We start from the raw sequence: 14,074 nt of genomic DNA, 5'->3' as shown, positions 1-14,074 counted from the left end.
ATGCCACGCAAGGGCCCCGCACCCAAGCGTCCGCTGATCAACGACCCGGTCTACGGGTCGCCGCTGGTCACTCAGCTGGTCAACAAGATCCTGCTGGACGGCAAGAAGTCCACCGCCGAGCGCATCGTCTACGGCGCTCTGGAGCAGGCGCGCGAGAAGACCGGCACCGATCCGGTCGTCACCCTCAAGCGCGCGCTGGACAACGTCAAGCCCGCACTCGAGGTGAAGCCCCGTCGTGTCGGTGGCGCCACCTACCAGGTGCCGGTCGAGGTTCGTCCCGGCCGCTCCAACACCCTGGCGCTGCGCTGGCTGGTCAACTACTCGCGGGCTCGCCGTGAGAAGACCATGGTCGAGCGTCTTGCCAACGAGCTGCTCGATGCCAGCAACGGCCTCGGCGCTTCGGTGAAGCGTCGCGAGGACACCCACAAGATGGCCGAGTCCAACCGGGCCTTCGCGCACTACCGCTGGTGACGTCTGCCCGGCCCGTCGTTATTGGGTCGGGAGGCACAGCCGGATGCGGTACTTACCCACCGCTTCCGGCGTTGACATAGTGACGACCACAGGGTCGTCCCCGAAAATCCCAACTAGCTACGAGCGGGGAAGATTTCCGTGGCACAGGACGTGCTCACCGACCTGAACAAGGTCCGCAACATCGGCATCATGGCCCACATTGATGCGGGCAAGACGACCACAACTGAACGCATCCTCTTCTACACCGGCATCACCTACAAGATCGGTGAAGTCCACGATGGCGCGGCCACCATGGACTGGATGGAGCAGGAGCAGGAGCGTGGTATCACCATCACCTCCGCGGCTACCACGTGCTTCTGGAACGACAACCAGATCAACATCATCGACACCCCTGGGCACGTCGACTTCACCGTCGAGGTGGAGCGGTCGCTGCGCGTGCTCGACGGTGCTGTCGCGGTGTTCGACGGCAAGGAAGGTGTCGAGCCGCAGTCCGAGCAGGTGTGGCGTCAGGCCGATAAGTACGACGTGCCGCGTATCTGCTTCGTCAACAAGATGGACAAGCTCGGTGCGGACTTCTACTTCACTGTGCAGACCATCAAGGATCGTCTCGGTGCCAAGCCGTTGGTGATCCAGCTGCCGATCGGCGCTGAGGACACCTTCGAGGGCATTGTCGACCTGGTCGAGATGAACGCCAAGGTCTGGAAGGGCGAGACCAAGCTCGGCGAGGAGTACCAGGTCGTCGAGATCCCGGCCGACCTCGCGGACCAGGCGGAGATCTACCGCCAGGAACTGCTGGAGACTGTCGCGGAGTCGGACGAGGCGCTGCTGGAGAAGCACTTCAGCGGCGATGAGCTCACGATCGATGAGATCAAGGGCGCCATCCGCAAGATGACGGTCAACTCCGAGCTCTACCCGGTGCTGTGTGGTTCGGCGTTCAAGAACAAGGGCGTTCAGCCCATGCTCGACGCCGTGATCGACTACTTGCCGACCCCGCTGGACGATGGTGGCACCGATGGCCACGTCCCGGGCAAGGAAGAGGAGATCATCCACCGCGACGCGAACAGCAGTGAGCCGTTCTCGGCGCTGGCGTTCAAGATCGCCGTGCACCCGTTCTTCGGCAAGCTGACCTACGTGCGCGTGTACTCGGGCAAGGTCGACTCCGGCGCCCAGGTCATCAACTCGACCAAGGGCAAGAAGGAGCGTCTGGGCAAGCTGTTCCAGATGCACTCCAACAAGGAGAACCCGGTCGGCGAGGCCGTGGCAGGCCACATCTACGCGGTCATCGGCCTGAAGGACACCACCACCGGTGACACCCTGTGCGATCCGCAGAACCAGATCGTGCTCGAGTCCATGACCTTCCCGGACCCGGTCATCCAGGTCTCCATCGAGCCGAAGACCAAGTCCGACCAGGAGAAGCTGGGCACCGCGATCCAGCGTCTCTCGGAAGAGGACCCGACCTTCTCGGTCAAGCTCGACCAGGAGACCGGCCAGACCGTCATCGGCGGCATGGGCGAGCTCCACCTCGACATCCTCGTCGACCGTATGCGTCGCGAGTTCAAGGTCGAGGCGAACGTCGGCAAGCCGCAGGTGGCCTACCGCGAGACCATCACCAAGAAGGTCGAGAAGCTCGAGTTCACCCACAAGAAGCAGACGGGTGGCTCCGGCCAGTTCGCGAAGGTCATCATCGCCCTCGAGCCGTTCGTCGGCGAGGACGGCGCGACCTACGAGTTCGAGAACAAGGTCTCCGGTGGTCGCGTTCCGCGCGAGTACATCCCTTCGGTGGACGCCGGTGCGCAGGATGCCATGCAGTACGGTGTGCTCGCGGGCTACCCGCTGGTGAACCTGAAGGTCATCCTGCTCGACGGCGCATACCACGACGTCGACTCCTCGGAAATGGCGTTCAAGATCGCCGGCTCCCAGGCACTGAAGGAAGCGGCTCGTAAGGCCGGTCCGGTGATCCTCGAGCCGCTCATGGCGGTCGAGGTCATCACGCCCGAGGACTACATGGGTGATGTGATCGGCGACCTGAACTCCCGCCGTGGCCAGATTCAGGCCATGGAGGAACGCAGTGGTGCCCGTGTCGTCAAGGCGCTGGTTCCGCTCTCGGAGATGTTCGGTTATATCGGTGATCTGCGGTCGAAGACCCAGGGCCGGGCGAACTACTCCATGGTGTTCGATTCGTATGCGGAGGTTCCGGCCAACGTGTCGAAGGAGATCATCGCCAAGGCGACCGGCGAGTAATCCGACGGGGCAGGCCGCACGGCCTGCCCCATCAGCCGGGAGTCAGTACGACCCCCCAGTAATAACCGCACTGCTGCAACTGCACGCACCAACAAGTCCAGGAGGACACCACAGTGGCGAAGGCGAAGTTCGAGCGGACGAAGCCGCACGTCAACATCGGCACCATCGGTCACGTCGACCACGGCAAGACCACGCTGACTGCAGCGATCACCAAGGTGCTGGCTGACAAGTACCCGGATCTGAACGCCGCGTTCGCGTTCGATCAGATCGACAAGGCGCCGGAGGAGAAGGCTCGTGGTATCACGATCAACATCTCCCACGTCGAGTACCAGACGGACAAGCGCCACTACGCGCACGTCGACGCCCCGGGTCACGCTGACTACATCAAGAACATGATCACCGGTGCGGCGCAGATGGACGGCGCCATCCTGGTGGTCGCCGCCACCGACGGCCCGATGCCGCAGACCCGCGAGCACGTGCTGCTCGCTCGTCAGGTCGGTGTTCCTTACATCCTGGTCGCGCTGAACAAGTCCGACATGGTCGACGACGAGGAAATCCTCGAGCTCGTCGAGATGGAGGTCCGCGAACTGCTGGCCGCCCAGGAGTTCGACGAGGAAGCGCCGGTCGTGCGTGTTTCCGGTCTGAAGGCGCTCGAGGGCGACCCGAAGTGGACCGAGTCGATCGTCGAGCTGATGAACGCGGTCGACGAGTCGATCCCGACTCCCGTCCGTGAGACCGACAAGCCGTTCCTGATGCCGGTCGAGGATGTCTTCACGATCACCGGTCGTGGCACCGTCGTCACCGGTCGTATCGAGCGCGGCATCATCAACGTGAACGAGGAAGTCGAGATCGTCGGCATCCGCGAGAAGGTCACCAAGACCACCATCACGGGCATCGAGATGTTCCGCAAGCTGCTCGACAACGGCCAGGCGGGCGACAACGTCGGTCTGCTGGTTCGTGGCATCAAGCGTGAAGATGTCGAGCGTGGCCAGGTCGTCGTGAAGCCGGGCACCACCACCCCGCACACCGAGTTCGAGGGCCAGGCCTACATCCTGTCCAAGGACGAGGGTGGCCGCCACACGCCGTTCTTCAACAACTACCGTCCCCAGTTCTACTTCCGTACGACTGACGTGACGGGCGTTGTGACCCTGCCCGAGGGCACCGAGATGGTCATGCCCGGTGACAACACCGAGATGTCCGTCAAGCTGATCCAGCCGGTCGCCATGGACGAGGGTCTGCGCTTCGCGATCCGCGAGGGTGGCCGCACCGTCGGCGCCGGTCGCGTCACGAAGATCGTCAAGTGATTCTCTGACTCACTGACCAGACGGCGTCGCCCCGAAAGGGGCGGCGCCGTCTGCGTTTTCGTGGATGCGTGCCGGTCAGGCGTTATCGCGAGCCTGGGCCAGCCGGTGCTCGAGTTCGGCGATCCGCTGTCGGTAGGTGTCCAATTCGCTGAGCCTGCCCGCCATCTCGTCGGTCAGTTGCGCGATCCGGCCGAGGTACCGGTGCGCGGGCCGGTCGATCCAATACGCGCCAGCCCGGCCCTGCTCGACGGCGAGCTGAATGTCCGAGGCGGCGATCCCCGCGGCCGCGGCATCCGTCATCGTGGCATCCAGGGCGGACTCCAGCTGCCGCACGCGCAGCTGGTCGGTCTGATTATGACCTCGGACCGCGGCGAAGGCCGCCACGCGCGCGAGTTCGGCCGCCAGATCCTGGATCTCCCTGAGGTATCCGGCGTTCTGCGCGTCCTGGACGGCGAGCAACTCGTAATCGTGATTGATCGGCGCGGCGCGGATCCGGTCGGGAATGAGCGCGGTGCGCAGCTGCATGTCGTTGCCGAACACCGGAACTCGGTCGGGCGAAGGCGGATTGCGCCGCAGCCGCTGTGTCGGCATGGTGTATTCGGCGCCTTCGGCGAAGGTGTTCGTCATCGTGAGTCGACCTCACATTCCGTGGCCGCGTGGGTCACTGCCGCGGCCGGACCATGGGCCGCATCCTTGCTTGGCGAATATCGTGGCTCCTCCGGTCCGTGATTGTCGCCCAGCGCTATCCCCAGCGCCGAGAAGATCATCTCGACCATCGGTTATCCGGCGAGATATTCGATGGACGCGGGCGGGGGCGGGCGGTACATATGAGGCATGTTTCCCTCGGGTCCGCGTTCGTGGTAGTTGTCGGCAGAGCCCCTTCGGCGTGCCGCCCGCGCCGCGTGGACGATGCTCGCGCCGTTGCCGGAACGCACCAACTAGGCGAGCGTCTTTCTGACGAAACTAGTTGAGGGAGTGGGGATTACCGTGACACGCGGTGTGCTCGGCGATCTGAGTATGGTTCGGAATATCGGCATCATGGCCCATATCGATGCCGGAAAGACTACGACCACCGAACGGATCCTTTTCTATACCGGCGTCACCTACAAACTGGGCGAGGTGCACGACGGCGCTTCGACGATGGATCGGATGGTGCAGGAGCAGGAGCACGGAATAACGATCGCCTCGGCGGCTACCACGTGCTTCTGGAACGACAACCAGATCAACATCATCGACACCCCTGGGCACGTCGACTTCACCGTCGAGGTGGAGCGGTCGCTGCGCGTGCTCGACGGTGCTGTCGCGGTGTTCGACGGCAAGGAAGGTGTCGAGCCGCAGTCCGAGCAGGTGTGGCGTCAGGCCGATAAGTACGACGTGCCGCGTATCTGCTTCGTCAACAAGATGGACAAGCTCGGTGCGGACTTCTACTTCACTGTGCAGACCATCAAGGATCGTCTCGGTGCCAAGCCGTTGGTGATCCAGCTGCCGATCGGCGCTGAGGACACCTTCGAGGGCATTGTCGACCTGGTCGAGATGAACGCCAAGATGTGGCGTGGTGATACGGAACTCGGTGAGCGGTACGAGGTCGTCCAGATTCCGGCCGAGCTTCGCGAGCGTGCCGAGCGCTATCGCGCCGAGCTGGTGGAGGCTGTTGCCGAGTCGGATGAGGCGCTGCTGGAGAAGTATCTCGGTGGTGTGGAATTGTCCGTCGTGGAGATCAAGGGGGCGATCCGTCACCTGACGGTGAATTCCCTTGCCTACCCGGTGCTGTGCGGTTCGGCGTTCAAGAACAAGGGCGTGCAGCCGATGCTCGACGCAGTGCTCGACTACCTGCCGACACCGCTCGACGGCGGCGGCATCGACGGTCACGCGCCGGGCAACGAGGGACAGATCATCCACCGCGCTGCCGATGCGGACGCGCCGTTCGCGGCGCTGGTGTTCAAGATTGCCGCGCACCCGTTCTTCGGCGAGCTCACCTACATCCGGGTGTACTCGGGCCGGGTCGAGGCGGGCGCGGTGGTGATCAATCCAGGCAAGGGACGGAAGGAACGGTTGGGCAGGCTTTTCCAGATGCACTCGAACAAGGAGACACCGGTCGACGTGGCCGCTGCGGGACACATTTACGCCGTGATCGGGCTGAAGGACGTCACTACCGGTGACACCCTGTGCGATCCGGACCACCAGCTCGTGCTGGAGTCGATGACGTTCCCCGATCCGGTCATCCAGGTTTCGATCGAGCCGAAAAGCACCTCGGATCAGGAGCAGCTCGGTGTCGCGATCCAGAAGCTGGCCAGGGAAGACCCCACCTTCTCGGTGACGCTGGATAAGGAGACCGGCCAGACCGTCATCGGCGGCATGGGCGAGCTCCACCTCGACATCCTCGTCGACCGCATGAAGCGGGAGTTCAACGTCGAGGCGAACATCGGCAAGCCGCAGGTGGCCTATCGCGAGACGATCACCACCGCGGTGGCTCGTCTCGAACACACCCACCGCAAGCAATCCGGTGGCAAGGGTCAGTTCGCGAAGGTCGTCGTCGCGGTGGCGCCGTTCGCCGGCGTGGGCGGCGCGATCTACGAGTTCGAGAGTCGGGTGACCGGTGGTCGAGTGCCGAAGGAATTCATTCCGTCGGTCGATGTCGGTGCGCAGGATGCCATGCAGTCGGGGGTGCTCGCGGGCTATCCGTTGGTGAACATGCGGGTGGTGCTGCTCGATGGTGCCGTACACGAGAAGGATTCCTCCGACTTCGCCTTCCGGACGGCGGCTGCTCAGGCGGTGCGAGAGGCGGTCGGTAAGGCTCGCCCGGTGCTCCTCGAACCCGTCATGGCCGTCGAGGTCGTGACACCGGAGGACTACATGGGTGATGTGATCGGCGACCTGAACTCCCGCCGTGGCCAGATTCAGGCCATGGAGGAACGCAGTGGTGCCCGTGTCGTCAAGGCGCTGGTTCCGCTCTCGGGGATGTTCGGTTATATCGGTGATCTGCGGTCGAAGACCCAGGGCCGGGCGAACTACTCCATGGTGTTCGATTCGTATGCGGAGGTTCCGGCCAACGTGTCGAAGGAGATCATCGCCAAGGCGACCAGCGAGTAGTACGCGGATGGCGCCGTCTCGATTGGGGGCGGCGCCGTTTCGCCGGCCATGTCATTGACGACATCACCTCGGAGGTCATGGACTTCATCGGTAATCCGACGCACTGTCGTAGTGAGAGATCGCAACGATTCGGAGGATGCATGGCCAAGAACGCGCAGCTGGACGTCACCGAGGGCACGCTCGAGCACAAGCTGCCCTATCTGGCGCTCGGCTCCGGGCGGCCGCTGGTGTTTCTGCGGTGGTTCACCCTCGACCACGCCAACCCGCGCGGGTGGATGCGTGACTCGGAGATCACCACGCTCGCGCCGCTGGCGAGGCGCTACCGGGTCTACGCGGTGAACCGTGCGCCGGACATGCCCGCAGGCACGACCATGGCCGATATCGCTGCCCAGCACGCGGCGGCGCTGCGTGCCGAATTCGGTGGTCCGGTAGACGTGCTCGGGGTTTCCTCGGGAGGTTCGCTCGCGCTGCAACTGGCGGCGGACCATCCCGCGGCGGTGCGCAGGTTGGTGATCGCCTCCTCGGGCTACCGATTGGAGGACCATGCGCGCGAATCCCAGCTGCGCTACGCGGTAGCGGCGGCCGAGGGACACCGCGCGTTGCACCACATGGCTCCCATCTTCGCCTCCTCGCCGATCCTCGGACGTCTCGCCGCGGCGGCAATGTGGTTGGCCGACCCGTTGGCGCGCCCGAAGAATCCCGCGGACACCCTTGCCTTCGCGCTGGCAGAAGACGTCTTCGACCTCTCCGGCCGCCTCGGCGACATCACGGCCCCGACCCTGGTGATCGGCGGCGAGCGCGACAGCGCCTACAGCACGGCAACATTCCGCCACACCGCCGATGGCATCCCGAATTCCCGCTTGATCATCTACCCCGGCGCCGACCACCTGGGTGCGATCAAGCACCCACGCTTCGCCCCCGATATCACCGACTTTCTCGAAGCGGCCTGAGCGGCGGTCCTGCGGGCCGCGCCGCGCCGGCGCCGTTCAGCAATTCGTCGGCGCGGGCTCGCCGCGGAAGCGGGCCTCCAGCCAGGCGAGCGCCGCGGGGATGCCCAGGACAGCGGCTGTGAGGTGTTCGGGGGAGGCGGTGAGTTCGGTCTGTAACCGAACGCCCGCCCGGCAATAGCGGCGGTTGATATTGTCGGTCGCCTCGATCGGAATGAGCGGGTCCGTCGGCGAATGCCATTCGAATATCGGCATTTTCGGCACGCCGTCGAACAGTTCCAGACTGTTTTCCTCGACGACGCTTCGCGCGTTTCGATTTTCGGTGAGTGACATGTTGCTTGCGAAATCGCGCGCGCTGCGCCACGCTCCGGCGGCCAGAATTTCATTGGTGCAGCTGTTGGCAATGCGGTCGCGGGCTGCCATCCCCTGGGAATTGAGGTAGTCGCTGATCGGGAATCGGTCCGGGTATTCGCGTTCCAGCCCGATGGCCGCCGCCATCAACAGCCCGAAGGCCGGATGTGGTTCGAACCTGATGCCTTCCAGCATTTTCACCATGTTCGTCGGCACACCGCCGGCTGCGGCGCCCGCGATGTCGAGCTCGGGTGCATAGCGCGGTGCGAGTGCGGCGGCCCACGCGGTGGCCATGCCACCGCCGGAATAACCTGCCATCGCGATCGGGCTGTGCTGCACACCGAGCTCGGGAACCTGACGCACCGCGCGGATTCCATCGAGAGTGATCTGGCCGCCGAGCCGGGCCGCACCGTAGGCGAAGGTCGGACCGAGGTGATCGGGCAGGGCGACGCTCCAGCCATGCAGCAGCGCCGCGTTCAGCGCCACCGCTTCCTTGATCTGCAGATTGAAATCGTCGGAGTAGAGCTCCCTGGAGACTGCGCACTTGGTTCCGAGCGCGTTGATGATGTGCTGGTAGGACAGCAGCGGCCCGTCGGGAGGACGGCCGTGCGGTGTCAGCACGGTGGTTGTCGCCGCGATGGGCAGTCCGCGTGAGTTCGTCGAGCGGAATTTGATCAGGGTCACGTCGGTATCCGGGAAGATCAGCAGCGGCGGCAGCGGCCGGGTCGCGATCACCTGACCCGGCCGTTTTGCCGCGATATCGGCCGGCGCGGCATAGAAAGGATCGGGATCCACGACCGGGTAAATCGGTGTTGCCGGCGCGGTGCCGGTACCGATCAACATCGTCGCTAGAACCCCGGCCAACAGCCCGGTTGTCAGTGTGCCTCGCGTGGTTATACCAATGTGCACATAATTACAACTATCACGGCCCAGCTGCACAATTGCGAAGGCGCGGCATTTCAGAATTTTGTCAGCCGAGCTGCGTCATGCCCGCGGCGACGACCTGAGCCACATTCAACAACTCGTCTGTTGTCGGCAGCGGCAGGCCGTCGAGCGCATGTAGGCGGTCGGTGCTCGCGATCGCGAACATGGCCGAAACCCAGGCGGCCGCGCAGGCGCGCAGGGTGCCTTGCTGAACCGGCGTCGGCGTGCTCGCCTGGAGGACTCGGGCGGTGATATCGAGCATTTGGTCACGCAGGTGGCGCAATTGGCGCCGCACGTCCGGGTGGGTGTCGGCTTCGCGCCACATGATGACGCGCAGCACCGAGGAATGGTTGTCGCGCAGATTGAGCGCCGCATCGAGATTGACCAAGCTGGCGGCCGGATCGCCGGGCGTGACCACCGTGCCGATGTCGTCGATCGGATGGTTGGGCACCCGTTCGGCCATCAGCGCGGAAAGAATCGAATCCTTGGTCGGGAAGTAATAGAAGACCAGGCCCTTGGGGACGCCTGCCGCGCCGGCGATGGCCGCGGTCGCAGTCGCATCGAATCCTTGTGCCGCGAAAAGCTTTTCGGCGGCATCCAGGATGAGCTGCCGGGCGTCGCCGTCCACCTTGGCGCTACGGCGACGCCCGGCTCGATGCGGTTTGGGCATCTGCATCAGTGGTGCGGAACCATGTCGTGCAGACGCGCCGACATTGCCGGCAGCGCCGCGATCGCGACCGCTACCGTCACTACCCCGACTACCCATGCGGTCCAGGATGCGCCGCGGTACTCGGTGAAGTCCATTGCCCACGGGGAAATGAACAGCAATGCGCCGAACAGGCCCATCGCGTAGTCGGTGGCCTGCATGGCGGGCCGGTAGATCTGCGCGAGTCCGGTGAGAGCAATGAGAACGCCCAAGACGATCAGTGACCACTGGCCGTTGTCGTTCGTCTCTACCCAGAGGGGTGACAGCGCGGCAAAGACTCCCAGCACGATGGCCAGGTAGTCCTGTGTGCGACTTTCGGTGAACATGAAGTGCCTCCTCGGGCTATGGAATGTTCTCCTGCCTCCGATTCAACTCTGATTGACCGCCCGATCAATATCGATTCAGACACGATTGGGCACCAATAGGCGGTGGTCTCGGCCCGGTCGTCACAGTGACGGCCCTCACTGTGAGCTGTGACCAAGCGGAAGTTAGGGTGAGCTGCGTGTCACCTTCAGTTACGCATGCCCACTCGACCCGGCGACTGTCCGGCTGCACCGAAGGAGAGGCTGCATGAACGGGCCGATCGTGATCGTCGGCGCTGGGCTGGCCGGCCTGCGCACCGCCGAGGAACTGCGCCGCGCAGGATACGAGGGTGACCTCATCCTCGTCGGCGAGGAGTCGCGGCTGCCCTACGACCGCCCGCCGCTGTCCAAGCAGTTCGTGCGCGGCGAGACCGACGACACCACACTCCGACCGGAGGAATTCTTTGCCGAAAAGCAGATCGATCTGCGCCTGAACACCGCGGCGGTCGGCGTCGACACCGCGGCGCGGCAGGTGGCTCTTGCCGACGGCAGCACGCTGGACTACGCCCAGCTGATCATCGCGACCGGCCTGCAGCCGCGCCGGCTGCCGGGCCTGCCCGACCTGAAGGGTGTGCACGTGCTGCGCGGGCACGCCGACGCCGCCGCGCTGCGGGCCGAATTATCCAGTGCGAGTAAGGCGCTGGTGGTCGGTGCGGGGTTCATCGGATGTGAACTCGCGGCCAGCTTCCGTGCGGGCGGGGTGCAGGTGGTGCTGATCGAACCCCAGCCGACGCCGCTGGCCTCGGTGCTCGGCGAGCAGGTCGGTGCGCTGGTCGCCAGGATGCATCGCGCCGAGGGCGTGGATCTGCGCTGCGGCACCGGACTGGACACCTTCCTCGCCGACGACGCCGACCGGGTGCGCGGTGCGCGGCTGTCGGACGGCAGTGAGGTGTACGCCGACCTGGTGGTCATCGGGGTCGGCTCGCGCCCGGTGACCGAATGGCTCGCCGATTCCGGCATCGCGCTCGCCGAGCCGACCGCGGGCGGTGGCGTCCTCGCCGACGAGGTGGGCCGTACGTCCGTCGCGGGTGTGTGGGCGGTCGGCGACGTCGCCGCGTGGCTGCACGAGACCGGTCAGCGCAAGCGGGTCGAGCACTGGACCAACGCGGGCGAGCAGGCAAAACTACTGGCCTGCGCGCTGCTGGGCGCACAGCCGCCGACCGCGGCACGGGTGCCGTACTTCTGGAGCGACCAGTACAACGTGAAAATCCAGGCCCTCGGCACCCCGAACGCGACCGACGAGGTCCACATCGTCTCCGACGACGGCCGCAAGTTCCTTGCCTACTACGCCCAGGACGGCAACCTCACCGGCGTGGTCGGCGCGGGCATGACCGCACAGGTGATGAAAGTCCGCGCGAAAATCGCCGCGGGCGCCCCGGTGGCGGAGCTGCTCGGCACGGCTCGATAGGCGGCTGCCTCGCCTGCGCTCGGCCCGGCGCGGCGATCGTCGGACGGTGTCCGGCTACGTTCTCCAGGCGGCCTACTAAGGTTGGACCACGTGATCGTCGCGCTCATCGATTCCGGCCTCGGGTTGCTGACCACAGCTGCGTGGCTGCGCAAGCTTCGACCGGATGTGGACCTGCTGCTGCAACTGGATCCGGATGGTGCGCCGTGGGGGCCGAAGCCGGAGGAGTGGACGATCGATCGGGTGGTCGGCGCCGCGCGCACCTCGGTCGAGCTCGGTGCGGAGGTGATCGTGCTGCCGTGCAATACCGCAAGCGTCACCGCGCTGGATCATGTGCGCGCCGAGGTCGGTCCCGAGGTGCCGGTGATCGGCACCGTGCCCGCGATCAAGCCCGCGGCTGCCGTCTGCTCGTCGGTGGCGGTGTGGGCCACCGCAGCGACGACGGCCAGCCGCTACCAGGCGGACCTGATCGCCCGGTTCGGCGGCGCGGCCGACGTAGTCGGCGTCGCCTGCCACGGCTTGGCCGATGCCATCGACGCGGGCGATCTCGCCGGAGCCAAGGAGTCGATCGCGCGGGCCGCCGAGCAGACCCCCGCCGACGTCCAGGGCGTGGTCCTCGGCTGCACGCACTACCCGCTGGTGATCGATGCCATCCTCGCCGCGCTGCCCGATGGTGTTCGCCTCTTCGACAGCGCGCAAGCCGTTGCCACGCAGACGATTCGGCGCATGGACGCGCTCGGCAGGCCCAGCACCGGAAACGGCGCGGTCCGGGTGCTCAACAGCGGTCGTCCCGGTGATCTGCCGGCCAGCGCCGCCGCCTTCGAGTCGGGCCGAATCCTCGGCGCGCAGAGCTGATTTCCGCAGATCTCCGCCACCGCGCCTTTCGACTGGGCAAGTCGAGCGGCTGATATGGAAGGTTCGCTGATGACGGCAGTTACCGAGACCGCTGCACAGCTGCGGGCGGCGCTGGCGGAGGTCGCCGACCCCGCCGATGCGTTCCAGCTACAGCGGTTCTTCAAAACCGGCCCCGGTGAGTACGGCGCGGGCGACGTCTTCATCGGCGTCCGGGTGCCGGTGACCCGCTCGATCGCGAAACGCTTTGCGACACTGCCGCTCACCGAAATCGACGCCCTGCTCGACAGCCCCGTGCACGAGCACCGGCTCGCGGCGCTGGTCATCCTCAATGGCAGGTTCGCCGCGGCATCCAAGCCGCGCACCTTCGACGACAAAGCCCGCGCGGCCATGGTCGAGCTGTATCTCGCCGCCGTGCGCCGCGGCCGCGTGAACAACTGGGACCTCGTCGACGTGTCGGCGGAGAACATCATTGGCCCGTGGCTGCTGGACAAGCCACGCGACCTGCTTTTCGAGCTGGCCGATGCCGAGTCGCTGTGGGAGCGTCGAGTCGCCCTGCTTTCGAGTTTCGCATTCATCAAAGCGGGCGATGCCACCACGACTTTCGAACTATCCGAGCGATTGTTCGCCGACCGCCGCGACCTCATCCAGAAGGCGCTCGGCTGGATGCTCCGCGAGGTCGGCAAGCGCATCGATGAGCAGCTGCTGACCGACTTCCTGGACAAGCACGCGCCCGAGATGGGCCGCACCGCACTGAGTTACGCCACCGAACGCCTCGCCCCCGCGCAACGCGTCGCCTACCGCGCAGCACGCTGAAACAAAAGAAGCCGCAACCCACACCCACCACGCAGCGAGTTTTACGAGCGACTGCTCGCAGCCAGCACCTACGCAACCGATACAGCGCGCCACAGTCGCGAGCTTCCCACCAAAGCACGCACCACGGAGCGAGTTTTACGAGCGACTGCTCGCAGCTAGCACCTACGCAACCGATACAGCGCGCCACAGTCGCGAGCTTCCCACCAAAGCACGCACCACGGAGCGAGTTTTACGAGCGACTGCTCGCAGCTAGCACCTACGCAACCGATACAGCGCGCCACAGTCGCGAGCTTCCCACCAAAGCACGCACCACGGAGCGAGTTTTACGAGCGACCGTTCGCAGCTAGCACCTACGCAACCGATACAGCGCGCCACAGTCGCGAGCTTCCCACCAAAGCACGCACCACGGAGCGAGTTTTACGAGCGACCGTTCGCAGCTAGCACCTACGCAACCGATACAGCGCGCCACAGTCGCGAGCTTCCCACCAAAGCACGCACCACGGAGCGAGTTTTACGAGCGACCGTTCGCAGCTAGCACCTACGCAACCGATACAGCGCGCCACAGTCGCGAGCTTCCCACCAAAGCACGCACCACGGAGCGAGTT

General features: G+C 65.2%; 12 protein-coding genes. 8 read left to right on the top strand and 4 right to left on the bottom strand.

Annotation, left to right across the window (positions count from 1 at the left end; translation table 11 throughout):
• From rpsG to tuf, 3 genes are all read left to right on the top strand, one after another.
• On the top strand, positions 1–471 hold the full coding sequence (gene rpsG / locus OHA42_RS00255) for a 30S ribosomal protein S7 (RefSeq protein ID WP_040739280.1): 471 nt from the start codon (positions 1–3) through the stop codon (positions 469–471).
• A 138-nt stretch (positions 472–609) separates the two neighbouring features.
• Positions 610–2,712 carry an elongation factor G gene (gene fusA, locus OHA42_RS00250; RefSeq protein WP_328406531.1) on the top strand — a complete coding sequence of 701 codons (2,103 nt, stop codon included), beginning with the start codon at positions 610–612 and terminating at the stop codon, positions 2,710–2,712.
• Between the two features lie 113 nt (positions 2,713–2,825).
• Positions 2,826–4,016, top strand: a complete 1,191-nt coding sequence (gene tuf, locus OHA42_RS00245) for an elongation factor Tu (protein WP_364905783.1) — start codon at positions 2,826–2,828, stop codon at positions 4,014–4,016.
• A gap of 75 nt (positions 4,017–4,091) precedes the next feature.
• Here tuf and OHA42_RS00240 read toward each other — a convergent pair whose 3' ends face one another.
• Positions 4,092–4,643, bottom strand: a complete 552-nt coding sequence (locus OHA42_RS00240) for a hypothetical protein (RefSeq protein ID WP_406233525.1) — start codon at positions 4,641–4,643, stop codon at positions 4,092–4,094.
• A 390-nt stretch (positions 4,644–5,033) separates the two neighbouring features.
• On the opposite strand from OHA42_RS00240, the gene fusA (OHA42_RS00235) reads away from it, so the two are divergent.
• Positions 5,034–7,106, top strand: a complete 2,073-nt coding sequence (fusA, locus tag OHA42_RS00235; RefSeq protein ID WP_406239902.1) for an elongation factor G — start codon at positions 5,034–5,036, stop codon at positions 7,104–7,106.
• Positions 7,107–7,246: 140 nt separating this feature from the next.
• The gene (locus OHA42_RS00230) at positions 7,247–8,056 is read left to right on the top strand and encodes an alpha/beta fold hydrolase (RefSeq protein ID WP_406233523.1); all 810 of its coding nucleotides are present in this window, start codon (positions 7,247–7,249) and stop codon (positions 8,054–8,056) included.
• Between the two features lie 36 nt (positions 8,057–8,092).
• Here the strand turns inward: OHA42_RS00230 and OHA42_RS00225 are convergent, their stop codons facing one another.
• The 3 genes from OHA42_RS00225 to OHA42_RS00215 form a co-directional block, all read right to left on the bottom strand.
• Complete coding sequence (locus tag OHA42_RS00225; RefSeq protein ID WP_406233521.1) at positions 8,093–9,247, bottom strand: lipase family protein; 1,155 nt, start codon at positions 9,245–9,247, stop codon at positions 8,093–8,095.
• A gap of 127 nt (positions 9,248–9,374) precedes the next feature.
• Positions 9,375–10,004: a TetR/AcrR family transcriptional regulator gene (locus tag OHA42_RS00220; protein WP_406233519.1), complete on the bottom strand. Its 630-nt coding sequence runs from the start codon at positions 10,002–10,004 to the stop codon at positions 9,375–9,377.
• Positions 10,004–10,360, bottom strand: a complete 357-nt coding sequence (locus OHA42_RS00215) for an SPW repeat protein (RefSeq protein ID WP_406233517.1) — start codon at positions 10,358–10,360, stop codon at positions 10,004–10,006. The genes OHA42_RS00220 and OHA42_RS00215 overlap by 1 nt, the downstream gene beginning before the upstream one ends.
• A 244-nt stretch (positions 10,361–10,604) precedes the next feature.
• On the opposite strand from OHA42_RS00215, the gene OHA42_RS00210 reads away from it, so the two are divergent.
• From OHA42_RS00210 to OHA42_RS00200, 3 genes are all read left to right on the top strand, one after another.
• The gene (locus tag OHA42_RS00210) at positions 10,605–11,804 is read left to right on the top strand and encodes an NAD(P)/FAD-dependent oxidoreductase (RefSeq protein ID WP_406233515.1); all 1,200 of its coding nucleotides are present in this window, start codon (positions 10,605–10,607) and stop codon (positions 11,802–11,804) included.
• A gap of 90 nt (positions 11,805–11,894) precedes the next feature.
• Positions 11,895–12,656 (top strand): glutamate racemase, encoded by a 762-nt coding sequence (locus OHA42_RS00205; protein ID WP_406233513.1) that lies wholly within the window; start codon positions 11,895–11,897, stop codon positions 12,654–12,656.
• 69 nt (positions 12,657–12,725) lie between these two features.
• Positions 12,726–13,469 carry a DNA alkylation repair protein gene (locus OHA42_RS00200; protein ID WP_406233512.1) on the top strand — a complete coding sequence of 248 codons (744 nt, stop codon included), beginning with the start codon at positions 12,726–12,728 and terminating at the stop codon, positions 13,467–13,469.
• The last annotated feature ends 605 nt before the right edge of the window (positions 13,470–14,074 follow it).

Origin of the sequence: Nocardia sp. NBC_01009, assembly GCF_045208035.1 — a bacterium.
Taxonomy (GTDB): Bacteria; Actinomycetota; Actinomycetes; order Mycobacteriales; family Mycobacteriaceae; genus Nocardia.
Note: the sequence above shows the minus strand (reverse complement) of the source record. Positions and strands in the feature narration are given on the sequence as shown.

Bases quoted from the DNA above. Each gene is read 5' to 3' on its own strand.
- OHA42_RS00230 (WP_406233523.1), top strand. From the start codon at position 7,247: ATGGCCAAGAACGCGCAGCTGGACGTCACCGAGGGCACGCTCGAGCAC.
- OHA42_RS00240 (WP_406233525.1), bottom strand. From the start codon at position 4,643: ATGACGAACACCTTCGCCGAAGGCGCCGAATACACCATGCCGACACAG.
- rpsG (WP_040739280.1), top strand. From the start codon at position 1: ATGCCACGCAAGGGCCCCGCACCCAAGCGTCCGCTGATCAACGACCCG.
- OHA42_RS00215 (WP_406233517.1), bottom strand. From the start codon at position 10,360: ATGTTCACCGAAAGTCGCACACAGGACTACCTGGCCATCGTGCTGGGA.
- OHA42_RS00210 (WP_406233515.1), top strand. From the start codon at position 10,605: ATGAACGGGCCGATCGTGATCGTCGGCGCTGGGCTGGCCGGCCTGCGC.
- fusA (WP_406239902.1), top strand. From the start codon at position 5,034: ATGGTTCGGAATATCGGCATCATGGCCCATATCGATGCCGGAAAGACT.
- OHA42_RS00220 (WP_406233519.1), bottom strand. From the start codon at position 10,004: ATGCAGATGCCCAAACCGCATCGAGCCGGGCGTCGCCGTAGCGCCAAG.
- OHA42_RS00200 (WP_406233512.1), top strand. From the start codon at position 12,726: ATGACGGCAGTTACCGAGACCGCTGCACAGCTGCGGGCGGCGCTGGCG.
- OHA42_RS00225 (WP_406233521.1), bottom strand. From the start codon at position 9,247: ATGTTGATCGGTACCGGCACCGCGCCGGCAACACCGATTTACCCGGTC.